The following is a 22,602-nucleotide window of genomic DNA, read 5'->3' on the forward strand; positions in this document are numbered from 1 at the left end:
TTCGGACCCCGGCGGGCCCGGTTCTCGCGGACGCGACACCCTCGTCGTCGCAGACGCAACGCCGCCGACTCGGCCCCGTCTACCGGGTCGGCCGTCACCGACCGCGACGACCCTTCGTCTGCCGGTAGTCGCGAGAGAAGACGTTCTCCAGGAGGTGGTCGACGAACGCCTCGGTCTGCTCGTCGGTCTGACGCTCCAGGTCGACCATCGGTACGAGTTCGAAGCCTCGCCCTCTGATGGTCGTCGCGTGCGCGTTCGCGACGTCGACGTCGCCCGGCCGGTTCGTCGTGTAGTCCGTCGCGAGCGCGTCCAGCGTCCGCTGGCCGATCGGGACGATGATCTCGGGGTTGATCATCCGGATCTCGGCGTTGAGGTACGGCTCGCAGGTCCGAATCTCCTCGTCGGTCGGCCGCCGGTCGGGGTGGCGACAGCGCGTGAGGTACGTGAGAAAGGCGTTCTGTAGCTCGGGTTCGTCGGCGTCGGGCGGGGAGCGCGCGAACCCGAGGTCGCCGAGAACCCGCTGGAGGCGTTCGCCCGCCGCGTCGCCGGTGAACGGGACGCCGGACTCGTCGGCCCCGGCATGGGGTCGCTCGGCGACGAACAGGAACTCCCCGCCGACGTCGCCGTAGCCGTGGACGACGTTCGATCGGGCGTCACAGAGGCCCTCGCAGTTCCGACACTCCGCGTCCATACTGAACGGGTTCGCCAGGGAGTCCTGCTCGGCGTCCATACTCACTCCTGCGGCGGCCGGCCGGCCGAGGCGTTCCGCCGCGAGGCCTCGCGTCGACGGACGACGCCGGCCATGTCGGCCGTGGTCTCGGTCGTCACGCGGAACGCGTCGGCCGTGTCGCCGTCGTCGAAGACGATCGGTTCGCCGCCGTCGCCGCCGTCTCGAACCGACGGGTCGAGCGGGATCGACCCGAGGAACGGCAGGTCGTTCTCCGCGGCGAACGCCTCGCCGCCGCCCGCCCCGAAGATGTCGTGGGTCGAGCCGCAGTCGGGACACCGGAACGACGCCATGTTCTCGACGATGCCGAGGACGTTCGTGTCGTGCTTGCCGAACATCTCAAGGCCCTTCCGGGCGTCGTCGACGGCGACGTCCTGGGGCGTCGTGACGATCACCGCGCCCGTGAGCGGGAGCGTCTGCAGGACGGTCAACTGGGTGTCGCCGGTGCCCGGGGGGAGGTCGAGCACGAGGTAGTCGAGGTCGCCCCACTCGACGTCCTCGACGAGTTGGGTGAGGAGCTGGTGGACCATCGGACCGCGCCAGATCACCGGGTCGTCCTCGCCGACGAGGAACGCCATCGACATCAGTTTCACCCCGTACTTCTCGGGCGGGATGATCGTGTCCTCGCCCGTCGCCTGCGGAGCCTCGTCGGCGCCGACCATCCGCGGGACGTTCGGCCCGTAGACGTCGGCGTCGAACAGGCCGACGCGCGCGCCGAGTTCGGAGAGCCCCGCCGCGAGGTTGACCGCGACGGTCGACTTGCCGACGCCGCCCTTCCCGCTCGCGACCGCGATCACGTTCTCGACGCCCGGGAGGACGTCCTCGTCGGCGTCGACCTCCGAGGGGATCCGCGCCGTGAGGTCGACCTCGTATCCGGTGTCCGAGAGCGCCTCGCGCACGTCGCTCGCGATCTCGGTCTCCGATGGGGAGTAGGGTGCACCCAACGCGAGCGAGATCCGGACGGTTCCGGCGTCCTCGTCGACGTCGACGGCGTTGACGAGTCCGAGCGAGACGATGTCGTCGCCGAGATCGGGGTCCGTGACCGAGCGGAGGCGCTCGCGGACGGCTTCGTCGTTCATACTCCGAGGTCGGTGAGATCGGCGGATAAGGGTTTTGACCGGTTCCGTCGTCTTTTGCCGGTACATTTCCGAAGAATGTAATTACAAACGGTTACGTTTCGGGCGGAGACGACGGCGAATTTATCTGCATCGCGACGAACTCTCGGATAATGCTCGAAGACGACTTCGGGCGCGAGGTGTCCGGCGTTCGCGTCTCCCTGACGGACCGATGCAACTTCGACTGCGTCTACTGTCACAACGAAGGACTCGGCGACACTCGCGGCCCGATGGACCCACAGGACGACGAGATGACCGCCGACGAGATCGTGCGGTTCCTCGAGGTGGTCTCGGAGTTCGGCGTCCGGAAGGTGAAGTTCACCGGCGGCGAACCGATGCTGCGGGGCGACCTCGAAGAGATCATCGAACGGACCCCCGACTCGATGGAGGTGTCGCTGACGACGAACGGGACGTTCCTCCCCGGCCGCGCGGAGGACCTCAAAGCGGCGGGGCTCGAACGCGTCAACGTCTCTCAGGACGCCATCGACCCCGACGCGTTCGCGGAGATCACGAAGTCCGGCGCGTACGAGAAGGTCATCGAGGGCGTCGAGGCCGCCCTCGACGCCGGGCTCGACCCGGTGAAACTGAATATGGTCGTCTTCGAGCACACCGCCGGCTACGTCGAGGGAATGGTCGACCACGTCGCGGAGAACTCCGGCCTCCAACTGCAGCTCATCGAGTATATGCCGGAGCTGACGGGGCGTCCCGAGTGGAACATCGACATCGAGCGCGTGCACGACTGGCTCGAAGAGAAGGCCGACCGCGTCGAGACCAGGGAGATGCACAACCGCCGGCGCTACTACGTCGGCGAGGACTCGGGCGAGGGCGGGATGGTCGAGATCGTCGACCCCGTCGAGAACCCGAACTTCTGCGCGAACTGCCACCGCGTTCGCGTCACCCACGAGGGCTACCTGAAGGGCTGTCTCAACCGCAACGACGACCTGCGCTCGATGGGCGAGATGAGCCGAGAGGAGATCCGCGAGACGTTCCGCGAGACCGTCGCCAATCGGGTCCCCTATTACGGCGAATACATGGTCAAAGAGGAGGGCGAGTGGGTCGTCAACGACGACTACATCGACGCGCCGGTGACGCACTCCTGACCGTCTTCTGCGAGCGCACGGACCGACACCTAGGACCGCTTCTCTCCGCCGCCGACGCCAGTGTCGCTTTCCCGGAATCGTCGTAGTACTGCTTTCCCGGAATCGTCGTAGTACTCTTTCCCAGAATCGTCGTAGTACTGTCTCCCCCGAATCGCCGTCGTACTGCTTCCGTGGAATCGTACTGCTTCCCCGGAATCTCCGTGATCTCTGCCGTCCGAACCGCGGTCGTGACGAGCCTCGCGACCGCCGATCGGTTGTGCGCGATAGTGAACATTCTAGACAATATTAAAGCGTCGTCGGTCCGTAGGGACGCGTATGAGTGCACCCCACATCGCCCTGTTCGACGCCTCGGTGGGCGAGACGCCGGCAGAGCGCAACGTCCGGCGCGAACTCGACGCGACGGTGACGGCGTTCAAAGTGAGCGAGGGCGAGTTCCCGGAGTGGCCCGGTGCGGACGGATCGTGGCCGTACGACGGCGTCGTCGTCTCCGGGTCGCAGACCGCCGTCTACGACGACGAGCCGTGGATGGAGACCCTGGGAGAACTGGTCGTGGACCTCCACGAGCTCGGCGTCCCGATGCTGGGCATCTGCTGGGGCCACCAGTTCCTCGCGCAGGAACTCGGCGGCTGCGTCGACGATATGGGCGAGTACGAACTCGGGTATCAGCGCATCGAACGCTACGACGACTCGCCGCTTTTCGCGTCGATGCCCGGCGAGTTCGTCGCCTTCGAGACGCACTCCGACGAGGTGCTGCGACTCCCGCCGGGCGCGGTCGAACTCGCCGGCAACGAGACGTCGTGTCAGGCCTTCTCGCTGGGGCCGACGTTCGGCGTGCAGTTCCACCCCGAGTACGACTTGGAGACGGTGCGGCAGGTCGTCGAGGGCAAGCGCGAGGAGGGCGTGCCCGCGGAGAGGGTAGAGGCGGTCCTGGCCGAGGCGACGCCGGAGCGACACGCCGAGACCGAGGCCGCGAAACGGGTCTTCGAGAACTTCCTGGCGGTCGTCGAGAGCGAGCCGATCGCCACGGCCGCGGAGTGAACCGGCGGTGACTGCCGGGCGCTTCGAGTCAGCGACGGCCGCTCGAACGCTCCGGTGACGAGGGTCTGACCGACCGATCGCGCTCCGCGGGCGCGAACGAGCGCCGAACTTTTGTCCGCCGCGGAGAGACGGAGCGTATGCCCTCCGAGAAGGTCTGCCCGGACTGTGGGGAACCGCTGGAACGAATGGAGCTACAGGGGACTAACGCCCTCGGATCCCTGTCGATCGTTTCTCCCGCCGACGACGACGGGCTTCTGAGCGGAATCCGAGCGGACGAGATTCTCGGGCCGGTCCCGTACGTCTGCCCGGCCTGCCGACGGACGCTCCTGTACGCGGAGGAGTGAGGAGCGAGTCCGGAGCGCCGCGGTCTCGTGCTACGGTGCGTGAATGCGACGGTTCGGGCGTCGATTGCCGCCTATTCGTCGCCGCCGGGGTTCTCGATGAACGCGTCGATGGCGTCGCCGCCCTGGAAGCCGCTGGCGAGCCGCCCCACGACCTCGCCGTCCTCGAAGAGCAGGAGCGTCGGCGCGCTCGTGATCCGGAACCGATCGATCAGCGGCGGGTCGTTTCGGGGGTTGATCGTCGCGACGGCGAGGTCGTCGTGCGCGCGGGCGACGTTGCCGACGACCGGCTCGATGCTGGCACACAGCGTACAGCCCTCGGTGTAGAAGTCGACGAGGACGCGGTCGTGTGCGGCGAGGAACTCGTCGAGGTCGGCCTCGCTTTCGAGGGCCACGGGTCGTTCCGGCGTCGAGTCTGTCGCGGATGCGTCGGTGCTCATACCCACCGCTTGGGCGTCGAGGGTGATATACTGTCGGCGCGCTGTCCGGAGCGGCGCACACCCGCCACCGTCTGTCGTGGGTGTCTCTCCCACGAAACCCGCCGTGTGGGTCGCTCGCACCCACAGACCCTATCGTGACGTTTAAGTAGCGACCGCGGCTTGTTAAGCCTGCAATACGCTGTAGGGGGATTGGCTCCCGAGTCCGCAAGGGCGACAGTACGAAACCGCGCGTTGCGGTAGCCAAGCCTGGCCCAAGGCGCAGGGTTGCTAACTCTGTGGCGTTAATGCCTCCGGGGTTCGAATCCCCGCCGCAACGCTCACCAGACTGCCCAAAAAGTCATGAGTGCAGAAGAACCACAGGACGACGCTCCCGAGGAGGAGGAAGACCTCCGATACTTCGTCCGGATCGGACAGACCGATCTCGACGGGACGAAGACGGTAGAGCGGAGTCTCAGCGAGATGAAAGGAATCGGCAAGCGCACGGCGCGCATCGTTGCCGACGCCGCGGATGTGGACCGACACGCGACGTTCGGTCTGCTCGACGACGACGAGATCGACTCCGTCGTCGAGGTCGTCGAGAACTTCGACGAACACATCCCCGAGTGGATGGCCAACCGCCAGAGCGACTTCTTCAGCGGAGAGACCACCCACGAGACCGGCTCGGACCTCGAAGAGAAACGCCGCCACGACATCAACCGCATGAAGATGATCGACTCCTACAAGGGCGTCCGACACAAGCGCGGACAGAAGGTCCGCGGACAGCGGACGAAGTCCACCGGGCGTACCGAGGGGACGATCGGCGTCAACGTCGAGGCGATCAAAGAGGAGGCGGCCGCCGAAGAGGCCGCCGAAGAGGAAGGCGACGAAGAGTAACCAATGGCGACCGGAAACAACACCAAGCGGTACGAGACGCCGAATCACCCGTTCCAGGGCGAGCGCATCGTCCAGGAGGGTGACCTTCTCGGCCGCTACGGCCTGAAGAACAAAGAGGAGCTCTGGCGCGCCCAGTCGGAGCTCCGGAACTACCGGCGCGAGGCCCGACGCCTCATCGGCGAGGCGCAGGGCGACCTGGAGGCAGCCGAGGCGGCCGGCGAGGAGTTCCTCGCTCGGCTCCGCCGCTACGGCGTCCTCTCGGAGGACGACGACATCAGTCGCGTCCTCGGCCTCGACGTCACCGACATTCTCGAACGCCGACTGCAGACCGTCGCGTACCGGAAGGGCCTCGCGAGCACGCCCGAGCAGGCGCGACAGTTCATCGTCCACGGCCACGTCGTCGTCGACGGCGCGCGCGTCACGCGCCCGTCGAAGACCGTCGAAGTGGCGGAGGAAGACAGCATCGCGTTCGACGAGACGAGCCCGCTCGCGGACGAACTGCACCCCGAGCGCGCGGAGGGACAGGAGTAACCCATGAGCGAATCCGAGACAACCCGAGACAAGTGGGGGATCGCCCACGTCCACGCGTCGTTCAACAACACGCTCATCACGGTCACCGATCTGACCGGTGCCGAGACGATCGTGAAGTCCTCGGGCGGCGCCGTGGTGAAGCAGAACCGCGACGAGGCGTCGCCGTACGCGGCGATGCAGATGGCCGAGTCCGTCGCCGAGGAGATCAAGGCGGCGGGCATCGAGGGCCTGCACGTTCGCGTCCGCGGCCCGGGCGGGAACGACAACAAGAGCCCCGGCCCCGGCGCGCAGGCGACGATCCGCGCGCTGGCCCGCGCCGGACTCGAGATCGGCCGCATCGAGGACGTCACACCGATCCCGCACGACGGGACCCGCGCGCCGAAAAACAGCCGCCTCTGAGACACCAATGACGAACGATTTCGAGGTCGAGTTCATCGAACGCGGCGACCGGAAGGCCCGGTTCCTCGTCCGCGGCGCGTCGCCCGCCGTCGCCAACGGCATCCGCCGAGCGATGGTGGCAGACGTGCCGACGTTCAGTATCGACACCGTCCGGTTCGTCGAGAACTCATCGGTGATGTTCGACGAGATGATCGGACTCCGACTCGGGCTCGTCCCGCTGACGACGCCGCTCGACGACTTCGAGGTCGGCGACACCGTCACCCTCGCGCTCGACGTGCAGGGGCCGGCGACGGCGTACTCCGGCGACATCGAGTCCTCGGACGCGCTCGTCCAGCCGGCGGACGAGAACGTCCCCATCGTCGAACTGAAAGAGGACCAGCACCTCGAGTTCGAGGCCGACGCGGTCCTCGACACCGGGAAGGCGCACGCCAAACACCAGGGCGGCGTCTCCGTCGGCTACCGACACCTCCAGCGCGTGGAGGTCGTCGGCGACGCCGGCGAGTTCGAGTCGCAGGATCCGAACATCCTGCGCGGCGTGATCGAGGAAGCGGCGGCGGACTACGCCGCCGACGAGACCGCCGAAGACGGCGATCTCGTCCCCACCGACGCGTTCGACAACGACCTCACGAACCGGTATCCGGGCAAGGAGGTCGCGGTCCACGACGTGCCCGAGGCGTTCGTCTTCCACGTGGAGACGGACGGGTCGTTCACCGTCGAGGAACTGGTGCTTCGCGCCGCCGGGTCGCTCGGCGACCGCGCAGCAGAACTCGAAGAGAAGGTCGCGGTATAGTATCATGTCTGTCCCTTCACTCCCACCCCGACGTCCGCCCGCCGCCGCGCCGTCGCCGTCGTCTCAGACGGCGCGGACGGCCGGTAGCGCCGCGACCGGCGCGGCACGGCGCGGACGCGATCGGCGGTGCCAGATCGAAAGGAGTTTGAAGGGGCACGCAGTAGAACGGAGTGCGAGCAGGGATAGCCAAGTCTGGCCAACGGCGCAGCGTTCAGGGCGCTGTCCCATAGGGGTCCGCAGGTTCAAATCCTGCTCCCTGCACTTCTCAGCTCGACCGAACGGGAGAGCTGTGCGTGCAGCAGGGAGATTTGAACCTCGGGGGACGCGGTGCGTCACCCGGCAGTTCGAATCCTGCTCCCTGCACTTTTCGGATCGACGACCCCGGAGAGCCGTAGATGCCCGCTCTCGCTCCGTTTTCTCTCGTACGGCCGGCAGAAGCCGTCCGTATCACTCTCAGGAGACAGATAATGAGTAAGACGAATCCGAGACTCAACAGTCTCATCGCCGAGCTGAAGGCGGTCTCTCGCGAGTCCGGTGCCAACATCTGGCAGGACGTCGCGGACCGTCTGGAGAAGCCGCGGCGCACCCACGCGGAGGTCAACCTCGGGCGTATCGAACGGTACGCCCAAGAAGAGGAGACCGTCGTCGTCCCCGGCAAGGTGCTGGGGAGTGGGGCGCTGCAAAAGAACGTTACAGTCGCGGCGGTCGACTTCTCGTCGTCCGCTCGAAAAAAATCGAACAGGTCGGGGAGACCGTGGCGCTCGAACGCGCCATCGAGGAGAACCCCGAAGGAAGCAACGTGCGGGTGATCCGATGAGCCTCGCAGAGTTCGACGCCGACGTCGTCGTCGACGCGCGAAACTGCATCGTCGGCCGCGTCGCCAGCGAGGTCGCCCAGCGCGCCCTCGCCGGCGAGACGGTCGCGATCGTCAACGCGGAGGACGCCGTCATCACCGGCACCGAAGAGGACGTGATGGCGACCTACGAGAAGCGGGCGGAGGTCGGCTCCGACCGCGGACCGCACTACCCGACGCGTCCGGACGGGATCTTCAAGCGCGCCGTGCGCGGAATGCTCCCCTACAAGAAACAGCGCGGTCGCGAGGCGCTCTCGAACGTCCGCGTCTACGTCGGCAACCCGTTCGACGAGGACGGCGAGGCGCTCGAGGACACCACGCTGGATCGACTCTCGAACATCAAGTTCCTCACGCTCGGAGAGATTTCCGAGAACCTGGGTGCGAAAGTCACATGGTAACGAACACCTCTGGCAAGAAGAAGACGGCCATCGCCCGCGCCACCGTGCGCGACGGCGAGGGTCGCGTCCGAATCGACTCCCAGCCCGTCGAACTCGTCGAGCCGGAGATGGCCCGCCTGAAGATGCTGGAACCGTTCCGCATCGCCGGCGAGGATCTCCGCTCGCAGGTCGACATCGACGTCAGTCTCTCCGGCGGCGGCTTCGCCGGGCAGGCCGACGCCGCGCGGACGGCCATCGCCCGCGGGCTGGTGCAGCATCTCAACGACGCCGAACTCCGCGACGCGTACATGGACTTCGACCGCTCGCTGCTCGTCAACGACGTGCGTCAGTCCGAACCCAAGAAGTGGGGCGGACCGGGCGCGCGAGCGCGCTATCAGAAGTCCTACCGCTGAGGTGATCCAACTATGATGATACCAGTTCGGTGTTTCACGTGCGGCAACGTCGTGGGTGAACACTGGGACGAATTCAAAGAGCGTGCCCGCGAGGGCGACGAGGATCCGGCGAAAGTGCTGGACGAACTCGGCGTCGAGCGGCACTGCTGCCGACGGATGATGGTTTCGCACAAAGACCTCGTCGACGTCGTCGCCCCCTACCAATGAGCGGACGCACGCAGTACAACCGGTACGAGAAGGCCCGCATCCTCGGCGCGCGAGCGCTGCAGGTGTCCTACGGGGCACCCGTGCTCGTCGACACCGACCAGTCCGAACCGATCCTGGTCGCCGCCGAGGAGTACGACGCCGGCGTCCTTCCGTTCACGGTCAAGCGCGAGGGCAACTGACATGACGCTGATCACGAACGTCTCGCTCCGGCGCGTCCTCGACTCCCGTGGCAACCCCACCGTCGAGGCCGACGTCCTGACCGAGTCCGGCGGCTTCGGCCGCGCGGCCGCTCCGAGCGGGGCGAGCACGGGCGAGTACGAGGCGATCGAACTCGAACCGTCGGAGGCCATCGCCGCCGCGCGAGAGCACGCGCTCCCGCGGCTCGTCGGCGAGGTCTACGCCGGCAACCAGCGCGAGGTCGACGCCGCGCTCCACGCGGCGGACGGCACCGACGACTTCTCCGCGATCGGTGCGAACAGCGCCGTCGCCATCTCGATGGCGGCCGCGAAGGCCGGCGCCGACGTGCTCGGCGCGCCGCTGTACCAGCATCTGGGCGGCACCTTCCGCGGGGAGTCGTTCCCGACGCCGCTCGGCAACGTCGTCGGCGGCGGCGAGCACGCCAAGGAGGCGACCCACATCCAGGAGTTCCTCGCCGCGCCGGTCGGCGCGCCGAGCGTCTCCGAGGCCGTCTTCGCGAACGCGGCGGTCCACGCACGCATCTCCGAGATCCTCGACGACCGCGGGGTGCCCGCGGCGAAGGGCGACGAGGGCGCGTGGGCCCCGCCGATCTCCGACGCGGAGGCGTTCGAGGTCGTCGACGAGGCCGTCGCCGACACGGCCGACGAACTCGGCTTCGAGATCGGCTTCGGCCTGGATATGGCCGCCGCCGAACTCTACGACGCCGACGAGGGCGGCTACGTCTACGGCGACGAGGTCAAATCGACCGCCGAACAGGTCGACTACGTCGCCGAGATGGTCGACGAGTACGACCTCGTCTACGTCGAGGACCCCCTCGACGAGGACGACTACGAGGGCTTCGCGGATCTCACAGACCGCGTCGGCGACCGGACGCTGATCTGCGGGGACGACCTCTTCGTGACGAACGTCGAGCGCCTGCAGGACGGCATCGACGCCGATGCCGGGAATTCGATCCTCATCAAGCCCAACCAGATCGGCACGCTCTCGGACGCCTTCGACGCGATCGAACTGGCGACCGAGAACGGCTACGAGACGGTCATCTCCCACCGATCGGGCGAGACCGAGGACACCACCATCGCACACCTCGCCGTGGCGACCGACGCCGGCTTCATCAAGACCGGGACGGTCCAGGGCGAGCGCACCGCCAAACTCAACGAACTCATCCGCATCGCGGACGACGCAGTATGACAGAGAACGACAACGACGCGGTCGAAGTCGTCGACGACGAGTCCGACGTGGCCGAGGAGGCCGCCGAGGGCGTCGAGGCGACCGAGGCCGACGCCGAGACGACCGAACCGGTCGCCGAGGCCGCCGAGGAGGGCGCCGCCGACGAGGGCGCGGCCGCCGACGAGGCTGCCGAGGCCGAAGCACCCGAGGAATCGGGCCCGACGTTCGACGAGGACGTCATGCCCGACGAGGAGGCCGACCTCCTCATCCCGGTCGAGGACTACCTCTCCGCAGGCGTCCACATCGGGACCCAGCAGAAGACCGAGGACATGGAGCGGTTCATCCACCGCGTCCGCGACGACGGCCTGTACGTCTTAGACGTCAGCCAGACCGACTCGCGGATCCGGACGGCCGCGGACTTCCTCGCGAACTACGACCCCGAACAGATCCTGGTCACGAGCTCGCGGCAGTACGGCCGCTTCCCGGCGACGAAGTTCGCCGACGCGGTCGGCGCGCGCGCCCGGACCGGCCGATTCATCCCGGGGACGCTGACGAACCCCGACTACGCCGGCTACATCGAGCCCGACGTGGTCGTCGTCACCGACCCGATCGGCGACGCGCAGGCGGTCAAGGAGGCCATCACGGTCGGCATCCCCGTCATCGCGATGTGCGACTCGAACAACCAGACCAGCAACGTCGACCTCGTCGTCCCGACGAACAACAAGGGTCGACGCGCGCTGTCGGTCGTCTACTGGCTGCTCGCCAACGAGACGCTCGACCGCCGCGGCAGCGACACCGTCTACGGCCTCGAGGACTTCGAGGACGAGATCTAACGGCTTTCGACGCTCGCAGAGACTTTTCGCGTTCGCGTTTCCGTCGGTCGCTCGCGACGCCAGCGGGGAGCGACGGCTCTCGCCCGACGAACGCGACCGCCGCCGGCCAGAAACGATTATTCGCGTGTGTCCCATATCCGCACCTATGCCGAAACTGCTCGATCAGCTCACCGTCGAGGAACTCGCCGCGGCGATCGACGCCGGCGAGGACCTCACCGTCGTCGACACCCGACCGGCCGAGAGCTTCGACGCCTGGCACGTGCCGGGCGCGGTGAACGTCCCGTACCACCCGGTCGAGGGCCTCGGCGGCGGGACGGACTGGGACGACGTAGAGGAGATCGTCGAGGGGCAACGAGTGGCGGTCATCTGCGGCAAGGGGCTGTCCTCGACGTCGTTCGGCTTCGAGCTCTCCACGCGGGGCCACGACGTCCAGGTGGTCAAAGGCGGGATGGAAGACTGGAGCAAGCTCTACGACGTCGTCGAGGTGGAGACCGACGGCGACCTCTTCATCGCGCAGGTCCAGCGGCGCGCGAAGGGCTGTCTGGGCTACGTCGTGGGCGACCGCGAGGCGGGCGAGGCGCTCGTCGTCGACCCCACGCGCCAGTACCACGAGTTCGAGCTCGTCGCCGCGGACAACGGGATGGTGATCACGGGCGTGCTGGACACCCACGTCCACGCCGATCACGTCTCCGGCGGACGCGCTTTGGCCGAGCGGCTCTCGGTCCCGTACTACCTGAGCGCCGACGCCGAGGAACGCGACGTCGCCTACGACTACGAGGGCGTCGCGGACGGCGAGACGCTCTCGGTCGGCGACGTCGACGTCGAGACGCTGGCCGCGCCGGGGCACACCACCGAACTCGTGAACCTCCTCGTCGACGGTTCCTATCTCCTCTCCGCCGACACGCTGTTCGTCGAGTCGGTCGGCCGGACCGAACTGGAGTTCGGTGAGGAGGGCGCAGAACACGGCGCGAGGCTGCTCTACGAGACGATCCACGAGCGGTACGATCCGCTCTCCGACGACGTGGTCGTCCTGCCCGGCCACGTCTCCGTCGACGCCGACGGCCGGTTCGGCGTCGGTCGACCGGGCGAACTGATCGCGGCGACGCTCGGCGACCTCCGCGACGAACTCGACCTGTTCGCCCTCGACGAGGCGGCGTTCGTCGAGCGCCTGACCGGCGAGGGGAACGAGAAGCCGCCGAACTACGAGACGGTCATCGACGTGAACCGCGGGACGGCCGAACTCGACGAGAACGAGGCGACGGAGGTCGAGTTGGGGCCGAACAACTGCGCGGCGTAGCGGAGCGGGAGCGTCGCGACACGGCGTGTCGGTGACGACCGGCCGACGCCGGTGGGGGACGCTCCGAGCCGACCGTCGGAACAAGGGTTTTGCGCACGGGTCGCCACGTATCGGTATGGACCTCTATCGGAGCGTTCGCGCGATCGCGAGCGCGTCGGGCACGGGCGACGGATCCGGAGGCATCGACTGGGACGCCGTCGCGACCGCCGCCAAGAGCGCTACCGACGCGGGGACGCTGGAGCTGTCGCCCGACGACCGCGCCGGGTACGCCGCGGACGTCCGCGACGCCCGCGAGCGCCTGCGGTCGGTCGGCGGACTCGACTTCGAGGTCCCCGAGACGATCGAGGTGCAGAACCGCCACCACTGGATCGACGCCAACGTGTCCGCCTTCCGTCGGGTGATGCGCCCCGTCGAGTCCGAACTGCAGGTGGCCTTTCCGAACGCGACCCGCGTGATCAACACCGGGTCGATGACGTTCGTCCTCTCGTTTCTCGGCTCGCACGTCCTCGGCCAGTACGACCCGCTGCTTTTGGCCGACGGCGACGCCTCCGGGCCGGGAGACGACGTCTCGGCGTCGGAGGCCTCGTCGGGCAGCCGTGTCGAGGACCCCCAGCACAGCCTCTACTTCGTCCACCCGAACATCGTCGCCGCCGCCGACGCGCTCGACGTCGACTACCCCCGGTTCCGTCGCTGGATCGCGTTTCACGAGGTGGCTCACGCCGCGGAGTTCGGCGCCGCCCCGTGGCTCTCGGAGCACCTGGAGTCGCGGATGGAAGACGGCCTGGAGACGCTCACGAAGGGGGAGTTCGACCGCGAGGCGTTCCACGACCTCGACGTCGCGATGACGGCCGTAGAGGGGTACGCCGAGATGCTGATGGACCGCGCCTTCGACGCCGAGTACGCCGATCTGCGAGCGAAACTCGACGAGCGCCGACGCGGCGGCGGTCCGCTCGCCCGCCTCGCGCGTCGACTGCTCGGCCTCGGACTGAAGCGCCGACAGTACGAGCGCGGGGCGCGGTTCTTCCGAACCGTCGCCGATCGCCGGGGGGTCGCGGCCGCCGCGGCCGTCTGGGAACGCCCCGAGAACCTCCCGACGAGCGCCGAGCTGGACGACCCCGGACAGTGGCTGAAGCGGGTCGATCCGTAGGCTCGACGGGGGCTGTAGACGGTCGATCCGCCGACCCGCGACGCCGGGTCCCCGGTCGCTCGCGACTCGCTCCGCCGACCCGCGACCGTCATACTCTTTCTCTCGGGGGGTATATCGGGAGATATGCGCGTCAGAGACTGGCAGGACATCCTCGCGGACGTGACCGAAGCGGACGTCGACCCCGACGGGTGGCGGGCCGTCGCCGGTGACAGACGCGGCGGCCTCGGGGAAGACCTCTTTCTCGGGCACCCCGACGCCGGCGTGTACGCCCTGAAGACGTACACGAAGAACCCGACCGAACTCCGCGGCGTCGGGGGCCGCGTCGCCCGCCGGATCGACGACGACCTCGAACCGCTGCTGCCGAACCAGGAGCGCGAGGAGGGCGGGCGGTTCGCGGTCCAGTCGCCCCCCGAGGACGAAGACCACGCGAAGTCGATGGCGACGCGCCTCGAAGAGACGGTGAAGGTCCACTCGGAGGCCCCCACGACGCCGGACGATTTCTTCGAGGACGTGATGGACGCCCTCGACAGCCCCGCGTTCGGGCCGATGGACTACGAGTTCGACGGCCGCCCCGACCGCCTCGACGACCTGAGCGAGGAGTTCGCCGACGCCGACGAGTTGCTCTCGAAGGACCTCGACGACCTCGTCGAGGAGGACGGCGTCGGCCGCGGGTTCCAGTGACCGCCCGTCTCCCGCGCTTCGGAGCGGCGCCATCCCCGCGGTCCGGAGCCGCCACAGACCGGCTCCGACAGGCGGACGTCGAGGGAGGACGCTGAATGGTCGGACCGAGTCTCACGCCGACCGAACGCGACGTCGCCAGCCGGCGCCTGAAGGCCGGGTTCGTCGCCCTCGTCGGGATCTCCGGCGCGCTCATCGCGACCCAGGCGGGCGGGTCGCTCCCGATCGTTACGGCCGGGTTCGTCGCCGGCCTCGCGCTCGGGGTCGTCCTCCTGTGGTTTCTACTACGATGGTGGGCGGAGTTCCTCCCGTCGCCGCGAAACGACCGCTGATTTCGGTGGGAGACCGCCCGAACCGGAACGACCGATAGCGTCTTATCTCGCCGCCCGCAGGTACGCCACGTGAAACTGCGCGGCCGGATCGTCGACGTCGGCGACGAGCGCGAGGTGGAGACGAAGTACGGATCGCGGTCGCTCGCGGAGGTGACGGTCCGTCCCGAGGGGGACGGGTGGGTCCCCGACGGCGGCCAGACGGACTCCGGCGACGCCGACCACGGACGGGCGGCGCGAGGTGAGGACGGCGACGGACAGACGACCCTGGGTGATGCGGACGGGGAGACGTCCCTGAGTGACGCCGACGGGGAGACGACGCCCGCGGAGCGCGACACCGGGGACGGGACCGTTCGGCTCACGCTCTGGGGGAAGTGGACGCACACGGTCGAACACGCCGAGGTCGGGATGGAACTGCTCGCGATCGACGTTGAGGAGTCCGAGTACCGCGGGGAGACGACCTACGCGACCGGCGGGGACTCCCGCGTCGTGCTCGAACCCGGCTTCCTCGTCGACGTGACGGACATCCGCTCGTGGGTCCAGTGCCCGCGGATGTACTACCTGAACAAGCTCTCGGGGATCCCGCTGAACTACCCGGTCGTGAAGGGGACGATCGTCCACGAGGTGTTCGGCGACCTGCTTCGCGACCGCGACCTGGAGGACTCGATCGACGAGCGCGTCCGGGAGGCGGGGCTGGAACTGGGACTGCTCGGCCGGGACGCCGATGAGGTCCGCGACGAGGTGCGGCGCAACGCCGCCGCGATCGAGGGCTGGCTGCAGCAGGGGACGCTCACCGAGGAGGACGCCTGGCGCTCCGAATACACGCTCATCTCGCCGACGTTCGGGATCAAAGGGCGGGCCGACGCGCTCCGCCGCGGGATGCCGGTCGAACTCAAGACGGGCAAGAACACCAACCGCGAGCCGCGCTTTCAGGACAAGATCCAGGCGGCCGCCTACGCTCTGGTGCTCGCCGAGCGGGGCGTCCCGGCCGACACGGGGACGCTTTTGTACACGAAGAACACGGCGCTCGAACGCCACGAGGAGAGCGGCGACCTCTCGCCGGCGAAGGAGTTCTCCATCGGCGACGGCCTGCTCGACTTCGTCGTTCGAACCAGGAACGAGATCGCGGCGATGGAGTTCGACGTCTCGGTCCCGACGGGCTACGAGGCCGACGCCCGGTGTGAGTACTGCTTCGAACAGGACACCTGTATGGTCGTCTCGGGTCGACTCGACCAGGAGTCGAAGGCCGGACAGATCGGCGAGGCCGTCCCCGAGGACGAACTGGAGTACTTCGAGCGCTTCTACCGCGCCATCGAGGCCGAGCGGCGCGCGGTCCACGCCGAGTACCGGAAGCTCTGGGAACAGTCCGCCGAGGAACGCGCCGAGGACGACCGGGCGCTGATCGGCCTGGAGCCGGCGGGGAACGAGGAACTCGACGACGGCCGCTGGGAGATGCGAGCCCGGAAATCCGACGACGCCGTCTCGAAGCTCCGCGAGGGGGACGTCGCCCTGGCGAGCGACGGCGACCCGGTCGATGGCCACGCCGAACTGTGTCGGATCCGCGAGTTGGGCGAGGCGGTCGTCGTCACCGCCGACGAACCCGTCTCCCTCCGACGGCTCGACGTCTACCCCTCCGAGATCGGCGTCGATCGGATGCTCACGGCGCTGCACGACTTCGTGCTGAAGGGCGATCCCGACCGCAAGGACGTGCTGTTCGGACGGCGGGAGCCGGAGTTCGCCGACGGGGACGCGTCCGAGGGCGGCGAGGGAGACCGCGAGCCCTACGTCGACAACAACGCGGCCCAGGACCGCGCGGTGCAGATGGCGGTAGACGCCGAGGACTTCGCGCTCGTCCACGGGCCGCCGGGGACGGGCAAGACGTACACGATCGCACAGATCGTCGCCGCGCTGGTCGACCGCGGTCAGCGCGTCTTGCTCTCAGCGTTCACGAACCGCGCGGTCGACAACGCGCTGGAGGCGATCCGCGAACGGGGGATCGACGATGTCGTCCGCGTCGGGACCGAGAACGGCGTCCGCGAGGACATGCTGGACGTGCGACTGGAGCGCGGCGGCGACCCGAACGAGCGGGCGGCGGCGCTTCGGGACGCACCGGTCGTCGCGGCCACGACCTCCACCTGCGGGTCGCGCGTGATGCGCGAGAACGCCTTCGACGTCGCGCTCGTCGACGAGGCCTCACAGCTGACCGAGCCGGGAACGCTCGCGGCCGTCGAACTCGCGGATCGGTTCGTCCTCGTCGGCGACCACGAGCAACTGCCGCCGGTCGTGCAGGCGAGCGGGACCCAGCGCGGCGCGGCGTCGCCGAACGGTTCGTCTGCGAGCGGCGAGGAGCCGCGACCGGCGAACGACCTCCAGACGTCGCTGTTCGAGCGACTGATCGAGACGTATCCCGACGCCTCCGTCCTGCTGGACCGTCAGTACCGGATGAGCCAGCGCATTCAGGCGTTCTCCTCGCGGGAGTTCTACGACGGGGCACTCAGACCGGCGAACGGCGCGGTCGCCGCCCAGCGGCTCTCGGACCTCGGCGTCGACGAGGGGGCGCTGCCGCCGGCACTCGGTGACCCCGTCGCGTTCGTCGATCCGGACGGGGAGCGCGTCGGAAACACGAATCCGACCGAGGCCGACCGCGTGGCAGAGATCGTCGACGCCTACGTCGCCGCCGGGGTCGACCCCGACGACGTCGGCGTCATCGCCCCGTTCCGCGCGCAGGTGGCCGAGATCGGTCGACGGACCGACGTGACCGTCGACACAGTCGACCGCTTCCAGGGGTCGGCGAAGGAGGTGATCGTCGTCTCTTTCGTCGCCACCGACGCGCTCGACGGCCCGATATTCGAGGACTATCGACGCATCAACGTCGCGCTCACGCGGGCGAAGAAGGCGCTGGCGCTCGTCGGCGACGCCGAAGCGCTCTCGACGGAGCCGTTCTACGAACGGTTGCTCGACTGGGCGCGTCGGTAGCGCTCGCCGTGCTACCAGAGGAACGCGGGCCAGACGAACCGGAACAGCACCCAGAGTAGCCCCGTGAGAACGACGGTCATCACCAGATTCAAAACGACGCCGGCGCGCAGCATATGTCGCTGTTCGACGTACCCCGATCCGAAGACGATCGCGTTCGGCGGCGTCGCCACCGGGAGCGCGAACGCGAAACTCGCCGCGATAGCGCCCGACACCGCGAGAAAGATCGCGGTCGAGACCTCGGCGACCCCGAGCCGAACCGCGAAGACGCTTCCCACGCTGATCAGGATCGGAATGACGATGGTCGCGGTCGCGGTGTTCGAGGTCACCTCCGTGAGGAAGACGACGAGTATCACGACCACGCCGACCACGAGGACGATCGGCGCGTCGGTGAGCGAGGTGAAGACCGTACTCGCGATCCAGTCGGTCGCGGCGGTGGCCGCGAGCGAATCGGCCAGCGAGATCCCGCCGCCGAACAGGAGGATCGTTCCCCAGTCGACGTCGGCCAGTTCCTCCCACTCCATCGTGTCTGCGAGCACGAGCGCGGGGATCGCAGCCAGACCGACCATCACGTAGTAGAGCAGCCCCTGGTGTCCGTCGACGCCGAGGACCGTCACGCCGCTCCCACCGAAGATCGTCGTCGCCCACGCCGGCGGCAGCGCGGGGGCGAAGAACTCTCCGAGACCGCCGAGGACCCACAGGGACGCCGTCGCGGTGAAGACGTACGCGACGCGCCGGCCGCGCGAACCCAGATCGCCCTCGGCTTCGAGGACGTCCCTCGCTCCCGTCCGGGCCGGTTCGACGGACGCGACCTGCGGCGGGTAGAGCCGGAAGGTGAGCAGGTACCAGACGATCGGGAGCGTGACGGCGACGATCGGTACGCCGACGAGCAGCCACCGCGCGAACCCGATCTCGTACCCGAGGATCCCGTTCAACTGCGCGGCGAGAATCGCGTTCGGCGGAGTCCCGATGAGCGTCCCGACGCCGCCGATGCTGGCGGCGTAGGCCGTTCCGAGCAGCATCGAGACCTGGAGGTTGCTGAACGGCTTTTCGTCGCCGTCCCCCTCATCGACACCGTCCGCGACGTGCCGTCCGGGGACGGTCGCGACGGCGTCACGGCCGAGCACCTGTGCCAGGATCCCGACGGCTATCGGCGTCATCATCGCGGCGGTCGCCGTGTTCGACACCCACATCGAGAGGAATGCGGTCGCGAGCATCACGGCAGCGACGAGTCGACGCGGCGACGTGCCCATCTTCGACAGCAGCCACAGCGCGATCCGACGGTCGATGTCGTACTTCTGCAGCGCGTTGGCCAGCATAAACCCCGCCAGAAACAGGAAGATGATCGGATCCGCGAAGCCGGCGAGTGCGGCGTCGAGTTCCGCGTACACGCCGAACGCCGTCAACACGAACGGGATCGAGAGGGCCGTCACGGGCAGCGGCAGCGTTCCGGAAACCCACAGGAAGCCCGCGAAGAACATCGTCGCCAGCGCGTACTGCCCGGAGGTCGAGAGCCCGCTCGGCGAGGGGGCAGCGGCGACGAGCACCGTCCCGCCGACGGCGACGAGGAACAGCGCTACCCGCCGTCGGCTCCGGGAGTTTCCGAGCGGACTCATCAGTAGAGTGTCCGTGAAAATCGGTTGACACTCCACCGAATCAAACTCCGAGGGTCGAAGAGAGGGAGACGCTCACGGAACCCCGTCTTCGTCGCCCTCGTCGTCGATCGACTCCAGCACGCGCTCGTGGAACTCCTGTAACACCGCGCTCTCGTCCTCGGCGAGGACGACGTCGCTGGCGAGCAGCGTCGCGAGCCCGAAGGCCCGCGGCGTGGGCGAGTCCACCCGCTTCGTGACGACGTCGACGTCGCCGCCCCGAATCGCTCCGAGCGCGTCCTCGACGGCCGCCACGTTCAGTTTGTCCTCGATTATCTCGCGGTAGGTCTCCTCTATCACCGCGAACGACTCTAACTCCTCGGCGAAGGAGAGAAGCATCTCCGCGGACACCTGTTGTTCGGCCGCGGACTTCTCATAGCCCTTGTAGCGCTTCAGGATCATCAGCGAACGCGTCGCGTTGATCCGGAAGTAACGCTTGAGGAGATCCGTCCCCTCGAGCGCGTCCCGGAGGTCCGAGCGGACCGTCTCGGGATCGAGATCGCGGAGGATCCCGCCGACGTCGACCTTCCGGTTCAGCGGCATAGAGAGCGAAAAGCCGTTGTCGGCGACGGCGATCTGGACGTTCGCGTTCGAACGGCTGGCACAGCGGGCGGCCACCAGGCGTGAGAGGCCGTCGTTGAACCGCCGACCGTACGTCGAGTGGACGTAGAAGTGCCGGCGGTACGTCTCGCGGTCCAGCGTCTCCTCGACGACGATCCGCTCGTCGGTCGCGACGCTGTCCGCGCCGGCGTAGCGGCGCTGCTCGTCGAAGAGGCGCGTGATCGCCCGGACCGCGTTCTCGTCGATCGGGAACGCCCGGAGCCACTCGCGGACCCTGGGCGGGCCGCCGGCGTCGAGGCGGTCCAGCAGATCGGCCTGAAACGCGGCGATCTCGCGACCGAGGTCGTACGACAGCGGCAGCCGTTCGGAGAACCACGACGGCACGGTCGCCTGCTCGCTCGTCCGATCGACGTACACCTTCGAGCCGCGGCGGTAGCGGTAGGCGAACCGGTCGCCGCCGAGGACGAACACGTCGCCTTTCTCTAACGTGTCGAGGTAGTCCTCGTCGAGCGTCCCGACCCACTCCTCGCCCTGCCGGGTCACCACCTCGCAGGTGAACGAGTCGGGGATCGTTCCCACGTTCGTCATGTAGATGACGCGGGCGAGCCGCCCCCGCTTGCCGAGCAGCGGTTCGCCGACGGCGAACGACTCGTAGTGGTGTTCGCCGTCGGGCGGGTCGTTGGTGTCGCGCCAGACCTTCGCGTAGACGTTCTTCTCGTCGAGGCCGTCGTAGTCGGCCGTGAGGTACCGGAGCAGCCGCTCCCAGTGGTCGTCGGAGTAGTCGCGATAGGGGTAGGCCCGACGGAGCGTCGACAGGACGTCGGCCTCCCGGCGGACGTCGTTTATCGCCATCCCGTAGACGTGCTGGGCCGCGACGTCGTGGGCGTTCTCCGGGACGAACACGCGGTCGACGAACCCCGACTCGGCCTTCTCGACCATCACCGCGCACTCGACGAGCTCGTCGCGGTCGAGCGCGATCACGCGTCCCTCGACCGTCTGTCCGAGGCTGTGGCCGGCGCGGCCGACGCGCTGGAGCAGCGACGCGACCGACTTCGGCGAGCCGACCTGTACGACCAGGTCCAGGTGCGGCATATCGATCCCGAGTTCCAGGCTCGTCGAGGTCGTCACCACGTCCAACGAACCGCTCTTCAGTCCCTCCTCGACGGTCCCCCGACGTTCCTTCGAGAGGCTGCCGTGGTGACACCCCGAATTCCCGTCGTCGTAGTCGTCGAAGCGCTCGCGGAGGTTCTCGAGGACGCGCTCGGCGCCCGAGCGGGTGTTCGTGAACACGAGCGTGTTCTCGTGGGACCCGATCAGTTCGTGCAGCCGATCGTAGAACCCCGACTGGATCTCCGAGCGGGGCGTGTGGATCAGGTCGTCGGTCGGACACTCCACTCGGAGGTCGAAGTCGCGGACGAATCGCGTGTCGACGATCTCGTGGTCCCGCGGGTCGCCGTTCTCGCACCCGACGAGGAACTCGGCCATCTCCGAGAGCGGTTCGACCGTCGCCGAACAGCCGATTCGCGTCGGCGACTCCTCGGCGAGGTCCTCCAGGCGCTCTAGGGAGACCGACAGGTGCGTACCGCGCTTGTTGGCCGCGAGGCTGTGGACCTCGTCGACGACGACGTACTCCACGGAGCGGAGCTTCTCTCGGAACTTCGGTGCGTTCAGCAGGATCGCGAGCGTCTCCGGCGTCGTGTTGAGGACGTGCGGCGTCTCCTCCAGCATCCGCTGTCGCTCGGCGGAGTCGGTGTCACCGTGGCGGATCGCGTGTCGCACCTCGACGTCCGCGTCGCGGGCCTCCATCCGCGCTTCGATGCCCTCCAGCGGGACGGTGAGGTTACGGTGGATGTCGTTGGCGAGCGACTTCAGCGGCGAGACGTACAGGCAGTACACCGAGTTGTCGAGGCCGTCCTCGCGCTCTCGTCCGCGGCGAAACAGGTCGTTGAGGATCGCGGTGAAGGACGCGAGGGTCTTGCCCGACCCGGTCGGCGCACAGACGAGCGCGTTCTCGCCCTCGTCGACCAGCGGGATGGCCTCGCGCTGCGGCGGCGTGAAGAAGCCGCCGTTCTGGTCGACGTAGCGGCCGAACTCCTCGACCCACCACTCCCGGACCGCCGGTTCGAGCCGATCGAGGACCTCCTCGTCGGCGATGTCGACGGCGTCGGGATCGAACTCGAACGGGTCGCCTGCGGAGGCGCGGTTCGCGTCCGGTACGCCGTCGTCGCGCTCGACGGCGACGGCGGCGCGGCTGTCGGCGCCCCCGTCGTCGACGTCGGCCTCGCCGTCACCCTCGCACTCGACGTCGGCCGCTGCTGCCTCAGCGGCGACTCGTCGGAGCAGTTCGCGCCCGCTCGGCGGCATCGTCCGAAGGTAGGAGCGGAGGGGTAAGTGGGTTCTGCCCGTCGTCGCGGCTCGGCGTTCGTCGTCGGTCCGCTCGAACGTCGAGGCCGACGGGCGATCGCGTCGTGATCGTCGCGGCGCCGTCTCACCCGTGGCGAACAGCCGGCACCCGCGTCGGCGACGCGCGGCCTCCTCGGGGCCGCGCTCGCCCGTTCCCGCG

The 22,602-nt window shown here is 68.3% G+C and carries 22 protein-coding genes, 2 tRNA genes and 3 pseudogenes; 22 read left to right on the forward strand and 5 right to left on the reverse strand.

Features of this window, described 5'->3' with window-relative positions:
* Window positions 1–94 precede the first annotated feature (94 nt).
* Both DV707_RS06150 and DV707_RS06155 read right to left on the reverse strand, forming a co-directional pair.
* Window positions 95–730 carry a uracil-DNA glycosylase gene (locus tag DV707_RS06150; protein WP_103990118.1) on the reverse strand — a complete coding sequence of 212 codons (636 nt, stop codon included), beginning with the start codon at window positions 728–730 and terminating at the stop codon, window positions 95–97.
* Window positions 731–732: 2 nt separating this feature from the next.
* Window positions 733–1,806, reverse strand: a complete 1,074-nt coding sequence (locus DV707_RS06155) for an Mrp/NBP35 family ATP-binding protein (protein WP_103990117.1) — start codon at window positions 1,804–1,806, stop codon at window positions 733–735.
* A gap of 149 nt (window positions 1,807–1,955) precedes the next feature.
* Between DV707_RS06155 and moaA the strand changes: the two genes are divergently transcribed.
* The 3 genes from moaA (at window position 1,956) to DV707_RS06170 (ending at window position 4,324) form a co-directional block, all read left to right on the forward strand.
* Window positions 1,956–2,942: a GTP 3',8-cyclase MoaA gene (gene moaA, locus DV707_RS06160; protein WP_103990116.1), complete on the forward strand. Its 987-nt coding sequence runs from the start codon at window positions 1,956–1,958 to the stop codon at window positions 2,940–2,942.
* Between the two features lie 315 nt (window positions 2,943–3,257).
* Entirely contained in the window at window positions 3,258–3,980 is a 723-nt protein-coding gene (locus tag DV707_RS06165; RefSeq protein ID WP_103990115.1) for a type 1 glutamine amidotransferase, read from the forward strand.
* Window positions 3,981–4,117: 137 nt separating this feature from the next.
* The gene (locus tag DV707_RS06170) at window positions 4,118–4,324 is read left to right on the forward strand and encodes a hypothetical protein (RefSeq protein WP_103990114.1); all 207 of its coding nucleotides are present in this window, start codon (window positions 4,118–4,120) and stop codon (window positions 4,322–4,324) included.
* A gap of 71 nt (window positions 4,325–4,395) precedes the next feature.
* Here DV707_RS06170 and DV707_RS06175 read toward each other — a convergent pair whose 3' ends face one another.
* Complete coding sequence (locus DV707_RS06175; protein WP_103990113.1) at window positions 4,396–4,761, reverse strand: thioredoxin family protein; 366 nt, start codon at window positions 4,759–4,761, stop codon at window positions 4,396–4,398.
* 230 nt (window positions 4,762–4,991) lie between these two features.
* On the opposite strand from DV707_RS06175, the gene DV707_RS06180 reads away from it, so the two are divergent.
* The 19 genes and pseudogenes from DV707_RS06180 to DV707_RS19310 all read left to right on the forward strand — a co-directional run.
* Window positions 4,992–5,077 (forward strand) — tRNA-Ser (locus DV707_RS06180).
* A gap of 23 nt (window positions 5,078–5,100) precedes the next feature.
* A complete protein-coding gene (locus DV707_RS06185; RefSeq protein WP_103990112.1) occupies window positions 5,101–5,634 on the forward strand; it encodes a 30S ribosomal protein S13 in 534 nt (177 codons plus the stop codon).
* Window positions 5,635–5,637: 3 nt separating this feature from the next.
* On the forward strand, window positions 5,638–6,165 hold the full coding sequence (locus DV707_RS06190; RefSeq protein ID WP_103990111.1) for a 30S ribosomal protein S4: 528 nt from the start codon (window positions 5,638–5,640) through the stop codon (window positions 6,163–6,165).
* A 3-nt stretch (window positions 6,166–6,168) separates the two neighbouring features.
* A complete protein-coding gene (locus DV707_RS06195; protein WP_103990110.1) occupies window positions 6,169–6,564 on the forward strand; it encodes a 30S ribosomal protein S11 in 396 nt (131 codons plus the stop codon).
* 7 nt (window positions 6,565–6,571) lie between these two features.
* Window positions 6,572–7,354, forward strand: coding sequence for a DNA-directed RNA polymerase subunit D (locus DV707_RS06200; RefSeq protein WP_103990109.1), 783 nt, complete (start codon window positions 6,572–6,574; stop codon window positions 7,352–7,354).
* Between the two features lie 176 nt (window positions 7,355–7,530).
* Window positions 7,531–7,615: transfer RNA gene (locus DV707_RS06205), tRNA-Leu, on the forward strand.
* A gap of 206 nt (window positions 7,616–7,821) precedes the next feature.
* Window positions 7,822–8,171, forward strand: a pseudogene (locus DV707_RS06210) (50S ribosomal protein L18e).
* Window positions 8,168–8,605, forward strand: coding sequence for a 50S ribosomal protein L13 (locus DV707_RS06215; protein WP_103990107.1), 438 nt, complete (start codon window positions 8,168–8,170; stop codon window positions 8,603–8,605). Before DV707_RS06210 ends, DV707_RS06215 begins: the two are co-directional and overlap by 4 nt.
* Window positions 8,599–8,997, forward strand: coding sequence for a 30S ribosomal protein S9 (locus DV707_RS06220; RefSeq protein WP_103990106.1), 399 nt, complete (start codon window positions 8,599–8,601; stop codon window positions 8,995–8,997). The genes DV707_RS06215 and DV707_RS06220 overlap by 7 nt, the downstream gene beginning before the upstream one ends.
* A 12-nt stretch (window positions 8,998–9,009) precedes the next feature.
* Window positions 9,010–9,204 carry a DNA-directed RNA polymerase subunit N gene (locus tag DV707_RS06225; protein ID WP_103990105.1) on the forward strand — a complete coding sequence of 65 codons (195 nt, stop codon included), beginning with the start codon at window positions 9,010–9,012 and terminating at the stop codon, window positions 9,202–9,204.
* Entirely contained in the window at window positions 9,201–9,383 is a 183-nt protein-coding gene (locus DV707_RS06230) for a DNA-directed RNA polymerase subunit K (RefSeq protein ID WP_103990104.1), read from the forward strand. Before DV707_RS06225 ends, DV707_RS06230 begins: the two co-directional genes overlap by 4 nt.
* Before the next feature lies 1 nt (window position 9,384).
* Window positions 9,385–10,590: a phosphopyruvate hydratase gene (gene eno, locus DV707_RS06235; RefSeq protein WP_103990103.1), complete on the forward strand. Its 1,206-nt coding sequence runs from the start codon at window positions 9,385–9,387 to the stop codon at window positions 10,588–10,590.
* A complete protein-coding gene (gene rpsB, locus DV707_RS06240; protein ID WP_103990102.1) occupies window positions 10,587–11,402 on the forward strand; it encodes a 30S ribosomal protein S2 in 816 nt (271 codons plus the stop codon). The genes eno and rpsB overlap by 4 nt, the downstream gene beginning before the upstream one ends.
* Before the next feature lie 145 nt (window positions 11,403–11,547).
* On the forward strand, window positions 11,548–12,699 hold the full coding sequence (locus DV707_RS06245; protein ID WP_103990101.1) for an MBL fold metallo-hydrolase: 1,152 nt from the start codon (window positions 11,548–11,550) through the stop codon (window positions 12,697–12,699).
* A gap of 115 nt (window positions 12,700–12,814) precedes the next feature.
* On the forward strand, window positions 12,815–13,846 hold the full coding sequence (locus DV707_RS06250; protein WP_103990100.1) for a zinc-dependent metalloprotease: 1,032 nt from the start codon (window positions 12,815–12,817) through the stop codon (window positions 13,844–13,846).
* 123 nt (window positions 13,847–13,969) lie between these two features.
* On the forward strand, window positions 13,970–14,527 hold the full coding sequence (locus DV707_RS06255) for a hypothetical protein (protein WP_103990099.1): 558 nt from the start codon (window positions 13,970–13,972) through the stop codon (window positions 14,525–14,527).
* A gap of 95 nt (window positions 14,528–14,622) precedes the next feature.
* Window positions 14,623–14,856, forward strand: a complete 234-nt coding sequence (locus tag DV707_RS06260; protein WP_103990098.1) for a hypothetical protein — start codon at window positions 14,623–14,625, stop codon at window positions 14,854–14,856.
* Between the two features lie 69 nt (window positions 14,857–14,925).
* Window positions 14,926–17,146 (forward strand): annotated as a pseudogene (locus DV707_RS06265) (AAA domain-containing protein); the annotation flags it as partial.
* 68 nt (window positions 17,147–17,214) lie between these two features.
* Window positions 17,215–17,829: pseudogene (locus tag DV707_RS19310) on the forward strand (ATP-binding protein); the annotation flags it as partial.
* 11 nt (window positions 17,830–17,840) lie between these two features.
* On the opposite strand, the gene DV707_RS06270 reads toward DV707_RS19310, so the two are convergent.
* Window positions 17,841–19,442, reverse strand: coding sequence for an SLC13 family permease (locus DV707_RS06270; protein ID WP_103990097.1), 1,602 nt, complete (start codon window positions 19,440–19,442; stop codon window positions 17,841–17,843).
* A 72-nt stretch (window positions 19,443–19,514) separates the two neighbouring features.
* Window positions 19,515–22,403 (reverse strand): ATP-dependent helicase, encoded by a 2,889-nt coding sequence (locus DV707_RS06275; protein WP_103991201.1) that lies wholly within the window; start codon window positions 22,401–22,403, stop codon window positions 19,515–19,517.
* Window positions 22,404–22,602 lie beyond the last annotated feature (199 nt).

Source organism: Halobellus limi, from assembly GCF_004799685.1.
Classification (GTDB): Archaea; Halobacteriota; Halobacteria; order Halobacteriales; family Haloferacaceae; genus Haloquadratum; species Haloquadratum limi.